Consider the following 18,514-nt stretch of genomic DNA (forward strand, 5'->3'; position numbering starts at 1 on the left):
TCCGAAACCCTTAAAAATACAGGGCTCTCGGTGAAAATCACACATTTATTATAAATTACTCTGAGAATTTCTTAGAATAGTTTGATGGAGTTTCCCCATATGCTTTCTGGAAGCATTTACTGAAATATTTAGGGTTTCTAAACCCAACTTTATAACTCACTTCAGAAATATTAAGCGTTCCTAATTCTAGAAGTTGAGCCGCTCTTTTCATTCTAAAATGTTGAATAAACTCATTTGGAGTAAAGTTAGTCCATGCCTTTACTTTAATAAATAACATCGTGCGGCTTACCCCTAACTCAGAACTGAATGATGGTATATCAAACTGTTCGTTTGGAATGTTCTCCTCTACTATAGCGATAGCTTTTTTGAGTAGTTGCTCATCTACAGAGGTTACATTTATCTCTTCGGGAGAAAAGTCATTTGAAGAACTAAATTTCTCTTTGAGCTTTGCCTTACTGTGCAATAAGTTTTTGATGCGTAGTTGAAACTCATTTATATTAAACGGTTTACTTATATAATCATCTGCACCTCTTTCTAGTCCCTCTAGTTTATAGATTAAAGAAGATCTAGATGTTAATAGGATCACCTGTATATGGCTGGTTCTAATATCCTTTTTCACATTTGCACACAGCTCTGTACCTGCCATTTTAGGCATTACCACATCACTTACTATCAAGTCTGGACTGTTTTTAATAGCCAGTTTAAAAGCATCTTCCCCATTATCTGCCTGGATAACGTTAAAATCTGATTTTAATAAATTAACCATAAAAGAAAGTAAAGAGTGATTATCTTCTACCACTAGTATAGTAGGCTTATTAACGTCATTTAATAGGTATAGATCTTCATCACTACTTGAAAATGGATTAAATTCACTTAACTGGGACGTATACTGAGATAAATCATCACTGAATTTAAAGTCTTTTAAAATTTGATTATCGTTAAGATGATCTCTTCCTAATTTTAAAGCAATTTTAAAACTAGAACCCTTGCCCTTTTCACTTTCTATCTCTATCGTGCCGTGGTGTAACTCTACTATATTTTTTGCAATATTTAAACCTATACCAGTACCTTGGTGAAATGGAGAAGGTTTTTCTCTATTTGCCTCTACCTCATAAAACCTATCAAATACTTTTTCTTGTTCTACTGGTGATATACCTATACCACTGTCATTAACGTGTACAAAAATTTGTTGATCATTTTTTGTGATCTTAATCGCTACAGCACCACCTTTTTCAGTAAATTTAAAAGAGTTTGAAATAAGATTATAGAAAACTCTTTCTAGTTTTTTTCTATCATAATAAACTAGAATCTCATCTTGTACAGATTCAAAAGTGTAATCATAAGCTCCCACCTTTGCGTATTCCTTAAAACTTAAATAGATTTCTTCTAGAAACTTAACAATGTTACCTTGAGCACTTTGCAGCTCAAATTGATTTTGTTCTAATTTTCTAAAATCCATTAATCTATTAATCAATTGTAGGAGATGATTTGCGTTACTCTCTACAACGAGTAGTTTTTTATACATTTTATTACTTCCTTTATAGTCGGCAAGCAATTGCTGTAATGGGCCTAAAATAAGGGTGAGAGGTGTTCTAAATTCGTGAGATATATTTGTAAAGAATTTTAATTTTGCCTCGTTTATACCACGATCTCTTTCTTTATGTAATTGCTCAAATTTAAGTTCTTGCTGTAATCTTGTTTTAGATTTTAAGACACTAAGTATAAAATAAATGGCAATTCCTAGAACTAATACGTACAGTAATAACGCCCACCAGCTTAACCACGGTGTCGGTTTTGCGGTTACTTCTAGTGCAGTGATACCGCTTTTTGCACCATCTCCATTCATACCTCTCACTTCAAAAACATAATTCCCAGAATTTTGTAGTGTATAGGTAGCTGTATTTTGACTAGTCGTATTCCAGTTTTTTTCTAGACCGCTTAACCTGTATTCATATGTATTACTCGATGCATTATGAAAATTAGGTATAGCAAATTCTATAGTAAAATTACGTTGATGATGATCTATTTTTATCGCTTTCGCGAAAGCGATATTATCAACCACATCTCCCTGATATTCTAAGATAGGTTTACTATCATAACCTGTAGAAAAACCAGTTATCAAAACTGGAGGTGCAAAAGAATCTTTAAACAGTCTTGCGGTATTAAAACGTGTGATACCAGATATACCACCAAAAAGTAGGTCGTCCTGATTTAATTTAATCGCCGAACCGTTACTAAATTCATTACCCACAAGACCGTCTTTCTTATCCTTAAGCGCAATGACCTTTTTTTCTATTGTATCATATTGCAACACACCTTGATTACTGCTTAACCATAAATAGCCGTCTTTATCTTGTAAAATTGCGTGAATAGTGGTTATTTCTATTCCTTCATAATTAAGTACGACTTTTTTAAATGCCTCGTTAGATTTCACAAAAAGTCCATGTGATTTTGTACCTACCCATAGATGATTATCAGAAGATTGAAATATAGTTAGTATATCAAACCCTGCATCTTGATCACTATTAAATAAATAGTTTTTAATAGTGTTATTTTTATCTAGATGATTAAGACCATTTTCTGTTCCTATCCACAATGTGTTGTTATTATCTAACAATAATGTTCTAACGATGTTACTACTTAAACCTGTGCTTTTATTATGGTAAAAGGTAGGTGCTTCTGGTTGTGTGGGCACTGCGACCACACCTTTTCCAAAGGTCCCAACGTACAAGTAATCTTGATTTTTTGCAAAGGCATATATCCCAGTATTAGATAAAGAATCTTTAATAGCAGCAAGGTTACCAGGCTTCTCAAAAGAGTTCGTTTTTACGTTATAAATCTGGAAACCATGTGTTAACATACCTATAAACAATTGATCCTTATCTAGGTAACTGGATTTTATATTATCGTCTAGTAGGTTACTATTTGCTGTGGTAACGTAAGAAAAAAGCTCTGTTTTTAAATCAAGAATATTTAAACCTCCTTGTTCTGTACCTATAAATAGATTTTTATTATTTGCCTGTAAAGAGCTTACTACAGAATAGTTGAGCCCAGATTCTTCTCCATTGTTGATATAATTTCTAAAGTTATCATTAGCAGCGTTCCATATATTTGCACCACCATAATAAGTACCTACCCAAATGGAGCCGCTAGAGTCTTTGTGTAATGATTTTACAGAATTTTTTGATAAACTATTTTTATCTTCTAGTTTATTTTGAAGATGTATTACTTTACCTTCTTCAAAGATAAAAACGCCATTATAATTCCCTATCCACAATCTTCCTGAGTTGTCTATTTTTAACTTTCTAATACGATCTATCTTTTGCACTTTGTTAATAGGGTGTGACCGTATTGATTTAGTATCTTTATTATAGATTAATACACCAGAATTATAAGTCGCGAGTAAATAATCATTACTGCCAGATGGTATAATATCAGATATATGCTCCTCTTTATACGCAGGTATTCTTTGAGCATCGTACTTCCCTATATTTTGCTTGATTACTAACCATAAACCTTTGTTAGAGCCTATTATATAAGAATCATTTTCTAGTTCTACGATACTCTCTACAAGAATGGAAGAGTGCATTGTTTTAAAAATATCGTTATAAAAAACATTTTCTTTAGGATCATAAATAGATAATCCTTTGTTAGTACCCAGCCATATATTGCCATCCTTTGTAGAGTACACTTCTTGAATTCTATTACTTAGTATGGAATTTGTATTCTCCTGAGCAAAATACCTTGTGAACACTTCTTTTTTAGGATCATACAGATTTAATCCATTATAGGTACCTATCCATAACTTACCATCTAGACCTATCTCTAGCGATAAAATATCACTACTACTTAGAGAGTTTTCATTATCATCTTCTGTTTTAAAGACGGTGATTTTATGACCATTATAACGATTAAGACCATCTCTAGTTGCTATCCACACCTGCCCTAGATTATCTTGCTCTATAGCTGTTGCACTACTTTGAGACAGACCATCGTCGGTAGATAGGTGTTTAAACTGAAAACGACCTGCCTGAGGTGTCGCAAAACAAGAAATAAGAAAAAAAACGGCGCAAAGCAATCTACACATAAAGAATGAAATAAGTTGGGCTTTAAAAATAGTTAAATAGTTTGATTTTAAACACAATTAAAGCTAGTCGTACATAAGACTACCATTCAACAAGTTAATTCATAAATCGTCCTAATAATGCATAATCTTACCGCGGTGCTTCCCCATTAAAGGGTGTATTCACACCATCTTTTAACATACCAGACTATAATCTGTTTTTACAGTTTCATTACTGTTTAGTTCTATTACTAGAGTGTACAGAAGTTCTTTGATCCTTTTAAAAGATAAAGCAGCTATAAAATTTATTCTAATTACAGAGCTATATTTTGAGGCTCATGAAAACTTCTCTACACGACATAATATCCTATGTCTTAGCAATAATTTATAGAATTAAATTGTTGTAGAACTTACTTACCTTTTATTGCATTGATTAAATTTTCACCATCTTATATACCATAATTTGCGACTACTTTACAATAAGTCGCACTAAATAAGCACACCGTTTTAAATAACTGTAGTAAACTCTCCCTTTTTATCACCTTTTTAACTCTAGCCAGGTGAATGACTATTCTTTCTTTATAAGGACTCTATTAAAAAAACGAAAAGGTTTGTGTCGCACAAGAGCATAGATTTATAATCGTGAAACTATACAACATAAGAAAAAATAAAAACGTGATTACATTTTCATTAAAGCAAGAATCTAATTTATCCTGTTTAATAAAAATAGATGGAGCTATCTAGATGGAGCTAACACATATAGATGTATACATTTATGATGAGGATTTGTATGATTTTACTCATTATAAATCAAAATGTATAACCTACAGACAGCAACACTATTAAAATTTAAAACACTGAAAAACATAGTGTTGTACTTATTCCTCCCTATTATGAATAATAAAACGAGTAGAAATAATAACATTTCACTAAGAAACACTCATATTTGAGTAAAGAAATAATTCAATCCTCATCTTTAAATCATCTTATGTATAAAACTATAGTTTTAACCGGCGCCGGTGGTGTTTTATGTAGCACCCTAGCCCATGCACTTGCAAAACAAGGTCACCGCATTGCGGTTCTAGATTTAAGAAAAGAAGCCGCAAACACTGTCGCACAAGAAATAAATAAAGATGGTGGTGATGCAATAGGTGTAGCAGGAAATGTACTTGAAAAAACATCTCTAGAAAATGCCAAAATAGAAATCAACAACACCTTTGGAAAAGTAGATATACTTATAAATGGTGCAGGTGGTAATCACCCCATGGGAACTACTAGCAATCCATTTTTTAAAATGGAAGATCTAGATAATAATACAGAAGGATTTAAAACTTTTTTTGATTTAGACCCTAAGGGAATAGAATTTACATTTAACCTTAACTTTCTAGGTACCTTATTACCTACACAAGTGTTTGCTATGGATATGGTAGGCCGTGATGGCTGCAGTGTTTTAAACATCTCTTCCATGAATGCATTTACACCATTAACTAAAATACCAGCTTATAGCGGTGCAAAAGCTGCCGTATCTAACTTTACACAATGGCTAGCTGTGCATTTTTCTAAAATAGGCATACGCGTTAACGCAATTGCACCAGGTTTTTTCTTAACAGATCAAAATCGCGCACTTTTAACAAATGAAGATGGCAGTGCTACTGCTCGTGGTAATCAAATTATAGGTCAGACACCTATGGGCCGTTATGGAAAGCCAGAAGATCTAGTCAGTACGGTGCAATGGTTATGTGACGACGGCGCAGCCTTTATTACTGGTATCGTGGTTCCTATTGATGGCGGTTTCAGCGCTTACAGTGGTGTATAGTAACTAATATAGAATGGTGTATTTTTATAATCTCGTTTTCGCAAGAGCGGAACAAACACATAAATCATGAATCTAGAGCAAACATGGAGATGGTACGGTCCTAAAGACCCTGTTTCACTTAACGATATCAAACAAGCCGGTGCAACCGGTATAGTAAGTGCATTACATCATATCGCAAACGGTATGGTATGGAGCGTTGAAGAAATTACAAAACGTAAAGAAATTATAGAAAAAGCAGGCTTAACCTGGTCTGTGGTAGAAAGTGTACCCATTCATGAAAATATAAAAACTAAATCTGGAGATTATAATAAATATATAGAAAATTATAAAACGACACTTAAAAACTTAGGGGATTGTGGTATAGACATAGTATGCTATAATTTTATGCCTGTACTAGACTGGACACGTACTAATTTAGATTATGCAGTTCATGACGGTTCTACAGCATTAAGATTTGAAGCAGCTGCATTTGCAGCATTTGAATTATATCTATTAAAACGCCCAGGTGCAGTTAACGAGTATACTCTACAACAGCAACAAGCTGCCCAAGAATATTTAGAAAATTCCACACCAGAACAGCATCAAAAACTTATAAAAAATATTATAGCAGGATTACCAGGTGCCGAAGAAGGTTATACCTTAAAAGAGTTCAACGAGATTCTAGCGACCTATAAAAATATAGGACCTAAAGAATTGAAGGAGAATCTATTTCACTTTTTATCTCAAATAATACCCACTGCCGAAAAAGCTGGTGTACTCATGTGCATACACCCAGATGACCCACCTTTCCCTATCCTAGGGTTGCCACGCGTAGTAAGTACAGAACAAGATATAGTAGATATTTATAAAGCTGTAAAAAGTCATAATAATGGTCTAACGTTTTGCACGGGATCCTTCGGTGTGAGAACAGATAATGACCTCGATGGAATGGTCAGACGTCTGGGAGATCGCATACATTTCATTCATTTAAGATCTACTAAAAGAGATGCTTCAGGTAACTTTCATGAAGCAGACCATCTCGATGGAGACGTAGATATGTACGCGGTAATGAAAGCGCTGGTAGAAGAACAAGAAAAAAGAAAAAAAGCAGGTAGGCAAGATTTAAGAATGCCATTTAGGCCAGACCATGGACATAAAATGCTCGATGATTTAAATAAAAAAACTAATCCTGGTTACTCAGGAATAGGACGTTTACGTGGCCTTGCAGAATTGCGTGGCCTAGAATTAGGAATAAGAAGATCTATTTTAAATCATCAAGACCATTAATTGATTTACCTATTTTAAAAATCACTGCTCACAAGTAATTAATAAATTAATAAACTAATCTTCTCACACATATGGTTAGTGTCTAAAACACTCACAACCATCTATTGAGAAATAAAAAAATAATATATGTCAACTAAATTTGAAACGCGTTATGCCTCTAGTCCTAAGACTGTAAAAACATACGATACTACGCAACTAAGAGAAGAGTTTTTAATTGAAAAACCTATGGTAGATGGCGAGATTAATTTAGTCTACACACACTATGATAGATATATAGCAGGTGGTGCCGTACCTATAAAAAAATTAAAGTTAGAATCTATAGATCCATTAAAGGCTGAGAATTTTTTAGATAGACGCGAGATGGGTATAATAAATGTAGGCGCAACAGGAAGTGTAGATGTAGATGGAACTATATATGTGCTTAATCATAAAGATGCATTATACATAGGTATGGGCGCTGTTAACGTTACTTTTCATAGTGCTAATTCTAATGACCCTGCAAAGTTTTATATCAACAGTGCTCCTGCACATAAATCATATCCTACACAAAAAACAAGTCTTGCCGAAGCTAATAAGATAGAATTAGGAAGTCTAGAGACAGCAAATCACCGCACGGTATCTCAAATGATTATAGGCGGTATTATAACAACATGCCAACTTCAAATGGGTATGACAGAATTAAAAGTAGGTAGTGTATGGAATACCATGCCTGCTCACGTTCACGATCGTAGAATGGAAGTCTATTTCTACTTAGATGTGCCACAAGACCAGGCAGTGTGTCATTTTATGGGACAACCCCAAGAAACTAGACATATATGGATGCATAACCATCAAGCGGTGATATCTCCACCATGGTCTATTCACTCTGGTTCTGGAACTTCTAACTATACCTTTATTTGGGGTATGGCCGGAGAGAATCTAGACTATAATGATATGGACGTTGCAAAAATCACAGATCTTAAATAAACAGCTATGAATCTATTTGATATTAAAGGTAAAGTAGCATTAGTTACTGGTAGTACACACGGTTTAGGAATGTCCATGGCTCATGGATTAGGACTGGCTGGTGCAACTATCATCGTGAACGGGAATTCTTCACAGCAAAAAATAGACGATGCTGTTGCGCTTTATAAAAAAGCTGGAATACACGCTGTAGGATATAAATTTGACGTTTCAAATGAAACAGCTGTTGAAACCGCAGTTAAAAAAATAGAATCTGAAGTAGGTCCTATAGACATTCTGATCAATAACGCAGGAATCATAAAAAGAGTTCCGCTGGCAGATATGGATGTAGAAGAATTTAAACAAGTCGTGAACATCGATTTAGTAAGTCCATTTATAGTTTCTAAACATGTCGTAAAAGGCATGATGGAACGTAAGGCAGGAAAAATCATTAACATTTGTTCTATGATGAGCCAGTTAGGTAGGAATACGGTAGGTGCATATGCGGCTGCAAAAGGTGGTCTAGTCATGCTTACTAAAAACATGGCAACAGAATGGGCTAAGCATAACATACAAGTAAATGGAATAGGTCCTGGATATTTTGCCACTTCACAAACAGCTCCTATACGTGTAGATGGTCATCCATTTAATGATTTTATCGTGAACCGCACACCAGCAGCAAAATGGGGCGACCCAGATGACCTAGCAGGTGCGGCCATTTTTCTATCCTCAAAAGCAAGTGATTTTGTAAACGGCCATATTTTATATGTAGATGGCGGGATTCTTGCCACTATAGGAAAACCCTCTAACGAAGAATAAATGAAGCATATTTATATAATTTTTGTAGCGCTCTCCACTCTCTTACTAAGTTGTGAAGAGAAGAAAGAAGACTCTTATTTTGTGCTAGAAAACGCAATCGATTTCGCAAGAAATGAGGTTGTGGTAATCTCTAAAAATCAACTATTAGAAAAATTACCTAAGCTGGATAAAAGTCACATTTTGATGTTTACCGATTCTCAAGGAACAGAAGTCCCTTATCAATTAGATGACCTGGATAAAGATGGAGAATGGGATGAAGTGGCTCTCGTTATGGAATTTAATCCTAATGAAGAAAAGAAGATTAATGTTTCCGCTTTCGCGAAAGCGGAATCGCCACAATACGCAAAGATGACAGATGTACATTTTGGAGTTGGTATAGCAAAACCTAATGCTAATGAAGTTCAAAAATATACACGCAGTTACGACCCTAGAGAAAAAGATCAAATCTTCTTTCAAATGGAAGGACCAGCTTGGGAAAATGATAAAGTAGGTTTCCGTATGTACTTTGACCCAAGGAATGGGATTGACATTTTTGGGAAAACTACTTCTTTACCTACCCTGCACAAACAAGGTTTAACTACAAATTATCACGAGAAAGCAGATTGGGGAATGGATATTCTCAAAGTAGGAAACTCACTAGGTGCTGGCTCTATAGCTTTTAAACATCAGGATTCTTTGTACCGACTTACAGGATGGAATGGAGCTCGTTTTGAAACCATTACCGAAGGACCTGCGAGAGCTATCTTTAAAATGACATATTTAGATGAGTTAATAGGTGAAAAACCATTTAACATAGTCCATACTATAACCATAGAAAAAGGCGATTGGTTCTATAAAAGTGATATTGAAATTCACGGTATTGTTGACGGTATAGAATTAGTTACTGGAATTGTAGACTTAAAAGAAAACAGTAAAAGTTTTTACCAGACTAAAGAGAAAAAACAAGTGTTTACCTCATATGGTAAACAATCAGAAAATGAAGATCATTTAGGAATGGCTATTATAATTGGAAATTCTAATGTAAGAAATAGTGAAGCTCCTAAAGATGGCCCTGGAATTACTAACACACATCTTCTGAATCTAGGAGAAGGAAAAAACCACACCTTTTATTTTATGAGCGGTTGGGAAGCAAGTGATTCACAGTTCAAACATGAAAAGACATTTAGAGTCGCTGTTAATAAAACGGCTACAAAAATATCTAGCCCGATAAAGGTCCGTTAAAAAAAGAATTCTATGAAATTGAAATACATATTACTTTTATTTCTGACCGCTATGCTTATAAATAGCTGTACAGAAGGTAAAACTAGTAAAACTTTAAGGCTAGCCCATGGTGTAGACTCACAGCATCCTGTTCATAAAGGAATGGTAGTTCTAGGTGAAAGTCTAGATCGTATCTCTGAAGGAAAGTTAAAAGTTCAAATTTATCCTAATGGTCAGTTAGGTGGCGAGCGAGAAAGTATAGAATTACTTCAAATAGGAAGCCTAGACATTGCAAAAGTAAGTGCAGGAGTTCTAGAAAATTTTATCCAAGAATATAAGGTATTCAGTATCCCATACCTATTCAGAGATAAAAATCACATGCATGGTATTTGTGATGGCGCTGTAGGTAAAGGGATTTTATCAAAAGGTAAGAATTTTAATCTTCAAGGACTCACATTTTACGATGCTGGTAGTAGAAGTTTTTACACTAAAGAAACGCCTATAAAATCGCCAGCAGATCTTGAGGATATGAAAATACGCGTCATGAAAAGTAATACGGCCATTGCTATGGTTAATGAATTAGGTGGCGCTGCCACTCCTATATCCTATGGCGAGTTATATACCGCATTACAACAAGGCGTAGTAAGTGGTGCAGAAAATAATATCCCGAGTTACTTTACTTCTAAACATTATGAAGTATGTAAATACCTAAGTATCGATGAGCACACCTCAGTTCCTGATGTACTGGTTATAGGTACTGAAGCACTGAGCAGACTGAGCGATCAGGAAAAGAAATGGTTGAATCAGGCTGTAGAAGAATCAAAAGTAGCGCAGCGTAAATTATGGGAAGCGTCTGAAAAAGAATCCTTACAAAAAGCAATAGAAAGCGGCGTACAAGTATTCTATCCAGAAAAAGAACCGTTTCAAGAAGCAACAGAAAATCTTTTAAACGAGTTTAAGGAAGATCCACTATTAGGTGAATTAATTGAGTCCATCCAAAATAATTAATGATGAGAAAAATAATAGACTCTATATTGGGTAAAATATGCCTAGCATTACTTACCATTATGCTACTAGCTGTAGTATGGCAAGTGTTTGCGAGATTCATTCTACAGTCTCCTAGCACTATTACTGATGAAATTTCTAGTTATTCCCTGATTTGGGTTGGATTACTAGGTGCTGCTTATGCCACAGGCCAGCATTTACACTTGGCTATCGATTTATTACCAGAAAAATTAGTAGAGAAAAACAATAAGCTCTTTGACGGCTTTGTTTATTTGTGCGTGTTTGCATTTAGTTTTTTTGTAATGATTTTTGGTGGTGTAAGATTATGCCAACTCAGTTTTCAGTTTGAGCAAAAGTCTGCATCACTAGGGATTCCTTTAGGGTTTGTATATCTCGTAGTTCCTATAGCTGGGGTACTGATTTGTTATTTCAGTCTAGATTCCTTTTTCAAAACATTAAAATCTTCAAAAGCTTAAGAACATGAATTATATAGAGATTTTAATATTAGTATTGAGTTTTTTAGTCTTTTTATCACTGCGAGTTCCTATTGCTTATGCTATCGGACTTGCTGGTTTTATAACCTTAGTTTATTCTATGCCGTTTTTACCATCGGTAACTACAATGGCGCAACGTATGGCCACTTCACTAGATAGTTTTACACTAAGTGCTATACCATTTTTTATTCTAGCAGGACAAATTATGAATCGAGGCGGAATCGCTGTACGACTTATTAATTTTGCCAAAGCTATAGTAGGGCCACTACCAGGTGGACTAGCATTTGTAAATATTATTTCATGTATGCTTTTTGGAGCTATTTCTGGTAGTGCTGTTGCTGCAGCTAGTGCCATAGGTGGCTTTATGAATCCTATGATGGAGAAAGATGGTTATAGTAAACCTTTCAGCGCGGCGGTAAATATTACTAGTGCCACCACAGGTTTAATCATACCGCCTAGTAATGTATTAATTGTGTATTCACTAGCCAGTGGTGGTGTTTCTATAGCGGCATTATTTATTGCTGGTTATGTACCTGGATTATTGTTAGGACTAGCCTTAATGATAGTAGCTGCCATTTATTCCATTATTAAAAAATATCCAACAGATAAGCTTGTTAGTGTTAAGGTGTTTTTTAAAAGATTCTTTGACGCTTTACCTAGTCTTATGCTTTTAGTAGTCGTTATAGGTGGAATAGTAGGCGGAATATTTACAGCAACAGAGGCTAGTGGAGTAGCCGTTATTTATACACTAATTTTAGGATTTGCTTATAAAGAAATTAAATTAAAGGACCTAACCACTATCTTATTAGAGACTATTAAAACGAGTTCTATTGTACTATTATTAATAGCTACTTCTATCGCTATGAGCTGGGTAATGTCTTATGAGAACATCCCGCAAGAAATAAGCAGCGCACTATTAGGAATAAGTGAGAACCCTATTATTATTCTTATTCTTATCAATTTGATATTACTATTTGTTGGGATTTTTATGGATATGACACCAGCAGTATTGATATTCACTCCTATCTTCTTACCTATTGTAACCGCTATGGGAATGGATCCTGTTCATTTTGGGGTTATCATGATTATGAATTTATGTATAGGACTATGTACACCACCAGTGGGCTCTGTTCTCTTTGTAGGTTGTTCTGTAGCCAATTTAAAAATCCAGAAAGTCATACGACCTATGCTGCCATTATTTGTAGCCATGATTGCAGTACTTGTTATGGTAACTTACTTTGAAGATATCACACTGTGGTTACCTAGAGCTTTTGATTTAATAGACTAAGAGCTGTTTCTAAAAATTAAAAGGCCTGTAATATTTCTATTACAAGCCTTTTTTTTTACGCTATGATATTAAAAATTACGCTTTTGCGAAAGCGAAATAATCAATAGCATTATGGTAACATATATCACTTACTATTTTACCCAGCCACTTCTCATCTGCAGGAAGCTCACCATTCTCAACATCTTTACCTATCAGATTACAAAGAATACGACGGAAATACTCATGCCTAGGAAAACTCAAAAAGCTGCGTGAATCAGTTAACATACCTACAAAAGTACTGAGCATACCCAAGTTAGAAAGTGTATTAAGTTGTTTTTCCATACCATCTTTTTGATCTAAAAACCACCAGGCGGCACCATATTGTACTTTCCCTCTTATCGTACCATCATTAAAATTACCTACCATAGTCGCAATCATCTCATTATCTGCTGGATTTAGATTGTAGATAATGGTCTTTGCCAGTTGGTCTGTACTGTCTAATTCATTGAGATAACTACTTATTGATTTTGCATGAGAAAAATCACCTATTGAATCAAAACCTGTATCCGGTCCTAATTGTGATAATAATCGCTTATTATTATTTCTAATAGCACCTAGATGAAACTGTTGTGTCCACCCTTTTTTGTGATACATCTTACTCAGCTCTAACATTAGTTTTCCTGTAAAATATCGCGTTTGCTCAGCGTCTAGACTCTTACCTGATCTAATTTTTGAAAACAAAGCATCTACCGCGTAATCATTAGAATTACTGTAATACAACTGCTCTAGTCCATAGTCTGCCAGTCGACAGCCGTGATTATTAAAATAATCTACTCTATTTTGTAGAGCCTGCAATAAATCATCATAAGTATGAATATCAAAACTTACAGCTATTTCTAAGTCTGTTATGTAAGCCTTATAAGTGACTGCGTCTTGTACACCAAATGCTTTGTCCGGTCTAAAGGTAGGTAAGACCTGTGGTGATAATCCTTGTTTTTTAATACTAGCATGATGTTCTAGATTATCCACAGGGTCATCTGTTGTACATAACAACTCTACATTTTGTTGGTGTAATAATCCTACAGTAGAATGTGATTGTTGCGATAACAATTCATTAGATTTTTCATAGACTGCTGTCGCATTATCTGCAGTTAATAATTGATTTATATTAAAATAACGCTCTAATTCTAGATGTGTCCAGTGATATAATGGATTGCGTAGTGTGTACGGTACTGCTGCAGCCCACTTAGAAAACTTTTCTCGGTCACTAGCATTACCTGTAATGTACTTTTCATTAATACCTAGAGCGCGCATCGCTCTCCATTTATAATGATCGCCAGATAACCATACTTGAGATATATTTTCAAATTTACGGTTAGTCGCTATATCCTCTGGAGATAGGTGATTATGATAATCTATTATAGGTAGATTTTTTGCATAATTGTTATACAGTCTTTTTGCAAAATCATTTTGCAGTAAAAAATCTTCAGTGATAAATGAATTCATAGGATGTGATAATAATGTTAACAAATATCATTCTTATAAATAGTAATTCCAATCTTAATAAGACCGTAATTGTATTGAAACATTCATTTTAGGAGCGTTATAATCTATTTAAAGTGTTACATCTAGAAGGTATCTTTTTTTTTACATAATAAGTACCAGATAGATAATAACTGTATGAAGTTAATTTTGTTAAAATCACAATTAGAAACAGTAGAAAAACTCCATAAACGTTACCTCTATATACACTATAGAAATTCTAATACCTAGATGAAATGTATCCTATACTACTGGTTCAAAATTGTATAATAGATCTGAGCATAACCTAACTAGAATCAAAAAGAGCATCGCCATATGCGTTAATAAGATACAGTAATTCATGTAACGCAAAGAAACCTCGATTAATCTACACCTATTTCTTAAAAAAGCTGGTGCAAGGTCAATGGGGTTTAGGAATTTAGGTTATTGTAAAGATCTAAATCTAATTGTTATCATAAGCTACTTTTACCTACTAGTGCATTTACGTACATCACAAGATACTAGACTCCTATTCTATCTACTCCATGAGAGTGTAGAGATTGTAAAATCTGCAAAAACTGTATATGAAAAATGATACCAACACTGTAATAACCTCTAACATTAAGGCATCCCTTACAGCTGGACTGGACCTCGATAAGGCTCATATTTACTTTCTATACCATCATTGAAACCTCTACCGGATAGTTTAATTTCTGGTAAGAGAAATAAATAACAGACCGTGTATGAAACATTGCTTCATTATCTAGTACATCTAGCACCTCAACACGATCTAGTTCTTTGATATTAAATAACAAGCAAGAGAGACAGAAGGTAGTTGCAAAAAGTCAAAGTCTTTTTTTTAAAATTGTAATAGTGTAAGTTATGCTCCTTTAATACCCTGAAACTTTAATTTTATTGAACAACCATTTTTTGGCTTGTTGTTGTATTTCTGGGTACATCCAGTGCGCCGCATCATACGCAACTTCGACTGTTTTCTTTGCTTTAATTTCATGCAACATAGCAGTAACAGAACTAGCAGGAACTATATTATCATTATAACCATAAGCGTAATAACCAGGTGTTTTAAGGTTTCTAGCAAAATTTACAATATCATAATATCGAGCTACAGCTCTTTTTTCTTCGGTAAAATTAAAGCCTGTTTCAAAGATTCTAGGCCAGCCACCAGCACGTCCATTATTAAAACCATCTAGATCTGATAATGCGGGATAAAGTGCTGCAATCGCATCTACCCTATCATCCAGTGCCGCTGTCATTATAGCAAGTGCTCCACCTTGAGATCCTCCCATTACTGCTAGATTATCACCATCAAATTTTTCTACAGTATGGATAAAATCAAGAGCTCTAACACATCCTGTATAAACGCGCTTATAGTAATATGCGTCGCGGTCGTCCATTCTGTTCCAATAATATTTATATAAAGCTCCTTTATCAAGATTATCATAAATATCGCTACCATATAAGTTAACCGGTATACCGTGAATACCTATTTGCAAAGAAATAACATCATCACTCTTATTAGTACCATTATAAGCCCGTACACCAGCTCCTGGAACGGTTAAAACAGCTGGATAAGAACCCTCTTTTTTAGGTACCATTAAAATTCCATAGATATAAGACTTCTTACCGTTATTAAATCTTACATGATAAGCAAGATTTTTATCTGTATCCTGACCAGGAAGTCTGGTATACTGAGGATTCAGATCTATTTTACGTGCTTCTCTTATCGCTGTTTTCCAAAACGAATCAAAATCTGCTGGCATTTGAGTAAATGATTTGATCTTATCCACCTCTATTCCTGCAGTAGCAGTATTTGAAAAAATCTTACCCTTTTCTTTATAATTTACTTTTAACCTTAAAAAACCTGGTTCATCCATTGGAATGCCTTCTATAATTCCTTGACCAGTTTTAAGTGTAATTGAAGACTTAATTATAGGTTTCATTTGCTCTTCAAAAATGGTATAATTGATTTTAGCATTTTTAACTAGTTTACCATATTTAAAAATAGAAATCTCAAAATCTGCCCTTTCTCCTACTTCATATTCATAACTATCACTTAAAGGAGCAACAAGAATTCTGATCAGATCTTCTTTTTGTGATTGACACATTGCCGATAGACCTGACATTAATAGTGCTAGGATAATATAATTTTTCATGTTTAAAGTTCCAAACTTGTTATAATTAAGACCATATGCCCGCTCATCAATATAAACAGTTAAAATAACAATATCCACCCATTCAAATAGCTTATCATCAAAATATCTTCTTATGAAGCTTATCAAAAAATTCATAAGGGTAAAGCTGCAACTATTTACCTTTTAATTTATGCTGAGTTCAACTCATAAGTGCAAAGATCTTTTTATTTAGGACTTCAATAGGATTGATAAAATGGGCATTATTTCTATAAATGGCTACTTATTTATCGTTTTAGCAACTTCTACCGCGATAGATATATCTTTTTCTAGACCATGAAAGTCTCCGCGGCTTATTTTTTGTTTATCAAAAAGCTGACTTCCCATTCCTACACAATTTACTCCTGCCTTAAACCATTCTCCCATAGATTCACTTGTGGGCTCTACACCTCCTGTAGGCATAATTGCTAGGTGAGGCATAACTGATTTTACCGCTTTCGCGAAAGCGGAACCAATAACATTTGCAGGAAATATCTTAATCATCTCACAACCTAAATGCATGGCAGTGATCGTTTCTGTAATCGTAGCCACTCCAGGAATATATGCAACATTATTTTTTTTACAATATTCAGCCAGTTCTATTACAAGACCAGGTGAAACAATAAACTGTGCACCGCTCTCTATAAATTTTTGTGCTGTTTGAGAATCGTAAATTGTTCCTACTCCGATAATTAAATCAGAATAATCAGAAAAATTCTTGAGTACTTTTTTAAAAGTTTCTAATCCATTTTCACCACGATTTACAAATTCAAAAATCCTAACACCTCCATTATAAGAGGCCTGTATCGTTTTGATCACAACGTCGCTATTTTTATTAAAAAAAACAGGCACTATTTTATGATCTTCTGTGAGCTTTATAAAATTTTTACTGTCCATTATCTTAAAAGTCTTCCTACACTATTACCACTAACTAGTTCTTCTACTTCTTCTTTACTGCTTAAGTTTACATCACCTATAGTACTGTGTTTTAAAACAGAGGCTGCTATCGCAAATTCTATAGTTTGCTGCTCATCTAGATTTAATAATCCATATATAAGACCGGCCATAAATGCATCTCCACCACCTATGCGGTCTACGATATTTTTCATTTCATAAGTCTTAGATGTAAACATCTTACCATCTTTAAATAGTACTGCAGCTAGCTCATTTCTCGACGCTGACATTGCGTTGCGTATGGTTTTAGAAAATACTTTTATGTGAGGGTATTTATCTTGAACCATTTTACAATTAGTCTGCCAGTCTTCATGAACTATACCTAAACAGTTTTCTAAATCAACACGTCCACCTACGACTACATCTGTAAGTTGCACAAGACTAGGCATGATTTCTAGCGGCTGTTTACCGTATTGCCATAAATTTCTTCGGTAATTAATATCACCGCTGGTGCTTATACCTCTTTTACGAGCTTCTTTTAATGCACGAAGAGTAACATCTGCAGCTTTTTGAGAAATAGCTGGAGTAATACCACTATAATGAAACCAGTCAGCACCTTTAAAAACTAAATCCCAATTTACCTCTGACTCATCTAGATCTCCAAAAGTGGTATCAAAACGATCGTAAACTATTCTAGAGGGTCTTTGCATTGCACCAGATTCTAAATAATAAATACCTAAACGCCCTTCTTTACGGACTACACCTTTATTACTTACACCATTTAATTTTAGAAAACGAGAAACACGCTCTCCCAAATCATTGTGAGGTAAAGCCGTTATGTGTGTAGCTTTTAATCCAAAATGCGCAAGAGAAACACCTACATTAGCTTCTGATCCTCCGAAGGTCACATCAAAATTTACAGTTTGAAATAATCTTTTATTATTAGGTACGGTTAATCTCATCAAAACCTCACCCAGAGTTACTACTTTTTGTGACATAATTTCTTTTAGTTGAGACACAAACTTAAGGTTTATCCAT

Annotated in this window: 14 protein-coding genes; 8 read left to right on the top strand and 6 right to left on the bottom strand. The window is 34.4% G+C overall.

From position 1 onward, the window contains the following. Positions 1-55 precede the first annotated feature (55 nt). On the bottom strand, positions 56-4,087 hold the full coding sequence (locus Q0838_RS04130; protein WP_298951700.1) for a two-component regulator propeller domain-containing protein: 4,032 nt from the start codon (positions 4,085-4,087) through the stop codon (positions 56-58). Positions 4,088-5,051: 964 nt separating this feature from the next. On the opposite strand from Q0838_RS04130, the gene Q0838_RS04135 reads away from it, so the two are divergent. The 8 genes from Q0838_RS04135 (at position 5,052) to Q0838_RS04170 (ending at position 12,893) form a co-directional block, all read left to right on the top strand. Further along, a complete protein-coding gene (locus tag Q0838_RS04135) occupies positions 5,052-5,879 on the top strand; it encodes an SDR family oxidoreductase (protein ID WP_298951703.1) in 828 nt (275 codons plus the stop codon). A gap of 66 nt (positions 5,880-5,945) precedes the next feature. Further along, positions 5,946-7,145 (top strand): mannonate dehydratase, encoded by a 1,200-nt coding sequence (uxuA, locus tag Q0838_RS04140; protein ID WP_298951705.1) that lies wholly within the window; start codon positions 5,946-5,948, stop codon positions 7,143-7,145. A 126-nt stretch (positions 7,146-7,271) separates the two neighbouring features. Then, entirely contained in the window at positions 7,272-8,111 is an 840-nt protein-coding gene (gene kduI, locus Q0838_RS04145; protein WP_298951708.1) for a 5-dehydro-4-deoxy-D-glucuronate isomerase, read from the top strand. Between the two features lie 6 nt (positions 8,112-8,117). Next, the gene (locus Q0838_RS04150; protein WP_298951713.1) at positions 8,118-8,906 is read left to right on the top strand and encodes a gluconate 5-dehydrogenase; all 789 of its coding nucleotides are present in this window, start codon (positions 8,118-8,120) and stop codon (positions 8,904-8,906) included. Next, positions 8,907-10,127 carry a DUF4861 domain-containing protein gene (locus Q0838_RS04155; protein ID WP_298951716.1) on the top strand — a complete coding sequence of 407 codons (1,221 nt, stop codon included), beginning with the start codon at positions 8,907-8,909 and terminating at the stop codon, positions 10,125-10,127. Positions 10,128-10,139: 12 nt separating this feature from the next. Next, complete coding sequence (locus Q0838_RS04160; RefSeq protein WP_298951719.1) at positions 10,140-11,114, top strand: TRAP transporter substrate-binding protein; 975 nt, start codon at positions 10,140-10,142, stop codon at positions 11,112-11,114. Positions 11,115-11,116: 2 nt separating this feature from the next. Next, positions 11,117-11,587 carry a TRAP transporter small permease gene (locus Q0838_RS04165; RefSeq protein WP_298951722.1) on the top strand — a complete coding sequence of 157 codons (471 nt, stop codon included), beginning with the start codon at positions 11,117-11,119 and terminating at the stop codon, positions 11,585-11,587. 4 nt (positions 11,588-11,591) lie between these two features. Beyond that, positions 11,592-12,893 carry a TRAP transporter large permease gene (locus Q0838_RS04170; RefSeq protein WP_298951725.1) on the top strand — a complete coding sequence of 434 codons (1,302 nt, stop codon included), beginning with the start codon at positions 11,592-11,594 and terminating at the stop codon, positions 12,891-12,893. A gap of 75 nt (positions 12,894-12,968) precedes the next feature. Here Q0838_RS04170 and uxaC read toward each other — a convergent pair whose 3' ends face one another. From uxaC to Q0838_RS04195, 5 genes are all read right to left on the bottom strand, one after another. Beyond that, the gene (gene uxaC, locus Q0838_RS04175; RefSeq protein WP_298951729.1) at positions 12,969-14,378 is read right to left on the bottom strand and encodes a glucuronate isomerase; all 1,410 of its coding nucleotides are present in this window, start codon (positions 14,376-14,378) and stop codon (positions 12,969-12,971) included. Between the two features lie 689 nt (positions 14,379-15,067). Further along, the gene (locus tag Q0838_RS04180) at positions 15,068-15,208 is read right to left on the bottom strand and encodes a hypothetical protein (RefSeq protein ID WP_298951731.1); all 141 of its coding nucleotides are present in this window, start codon (positions 15,206-15,208) and stop codon (positions 15,068-15,070) included. A 75-nt stretch (positions 15,209-15,283) separates the two neighbouring features. Continuing rightward, positions 15,284-16,702 carry an acetylxylan esterase gene (locus tag Q0838_RS04185; RefSeq protein WP_298951732.1) on the bottom strand — a complete coding sequence of 473 codons (1,419 nt, stop codon included), beginning with the start codon at positions 16,700-16,702 and terminating at the stop codon, positions 15,284-15,286. 120 nt (positions 16,703-16,822) lie between these two features. After that, the gene (gene eda, locus Q0838_RS04190; protein ID WP_298951735.1) at positions 16,823-17,479 is read right to left on the bottom strand and encodes a bifunctional 4-hydroxy-2-oxoglutarate aldolase/2-dehydro-3-deoxy-phosphogluconate aldolase; all 657 of its coding nucleotides are present in this window, start codon (positions 17,477-17,479) and stop codon (positions 16,823-16,825) included. Next, positions 17,479-18,495: a sugar kinase gene (locus Q0838_RS04195; protein ID WP_298951738.1), complete on the bottom strand. Its 1,017-nt coding sequence runs from the start codon at positions 18,493-18,495 to the stop codon at positions 17,479-17,481. The genes eda and Q0838_RS04195 overlap by 1 nt, the downstream gene beginning before the upstream one ends. Positions 18,496-18,514 lie beyond the last annotated feature (19 nt).

Source organism: uncultured Nonlabens sp. (genome assembly GCF_947495285.1).
Classification (GTDB): domain Bacteria; phylum Bacteroidota; class Bacteroidia; order Flavobacteriales; family Flavobacteriaceae; genus Nonlabens.

Coding starts and splice junctions, on each gene's coding strand:
- Q0838_RS04160 (WP_298951719.1), top strand. CDS start 10,140: ATGAAATTGAAATACATATTACTTTTATTTCTGACCGCTATGCTTATA.
- uxuA (WP_298951705.1), top strand. CDS start 5,946: ATGAATCTAGAGCAAACATGGAGATGGTACGGTCCTAAAGACCCTGTT.
- eda (WP_298951735.1), bottom strand. CDS start 17,479: ATGGACAGTAAAAATTTTATAAAGCTCACAGAAGATCATAAAATAGTG.
- Q0838_RS04155 (WP_298951716.1), top strand. CDS start 8,907: ATGAAGCATATTTATATAATTTTTGTAGCGCTCTCCACTCTCTTACTA.
- Q0838_RS04135 (WP_298951703.1), top strand. CDS start 5,052: ATGTATAAAACTATAGTTTTAACCGGCGCCGGTGGTGTTTTATGTAGC.
- Q0838_RS04185 (WP_298951732.1), bottom strand. CDS start 16,702: ATGAATTTTTTGATAAGCTTCATAAGAAGATATTTTGATGATAAGCTA.
- Q0838_RS04170 (WP_298951725.1), top strand. CDS start 11,592: ATGAATTATATAGAGATTTTAATATTAGTATTGAGTTTTTTAGTCTTT.
- Q0838_RS04150 (WP_298951713.1), top strand. CDS start 8,118: ATGAATCTATTTGATATTAAAGGTAAAGTAGCATTAGTTACTGGTAGT.
- Q0838_RS04165 (WP_298951722.1), top strand. CDS start 11,117: ATGAGAAAAATAATAGACTCTATATTGGGTAAAATATGCCTAGCATTA.
- Q0838_RS04130 (WP_298951700.1), bottom strand. CDS start 4,087: ATGTGTAGATTGCTTTGCGCCGTTTTTTTTCTTATTTCTTGTTTTGCG.
- uxaC (WP_298951729.1), bottom strand. CDS start 14,378: ATGAATTCATTTATCACTGAAGATTTTTTACTGCAAAATGATTTTGCA.
- kduI (WP_298951708.1), top strand. CDS start 7,272: ATGTCAACTAAATTTGAAACGCGTTATGCCTCTAGTCCTAAGACTGTA.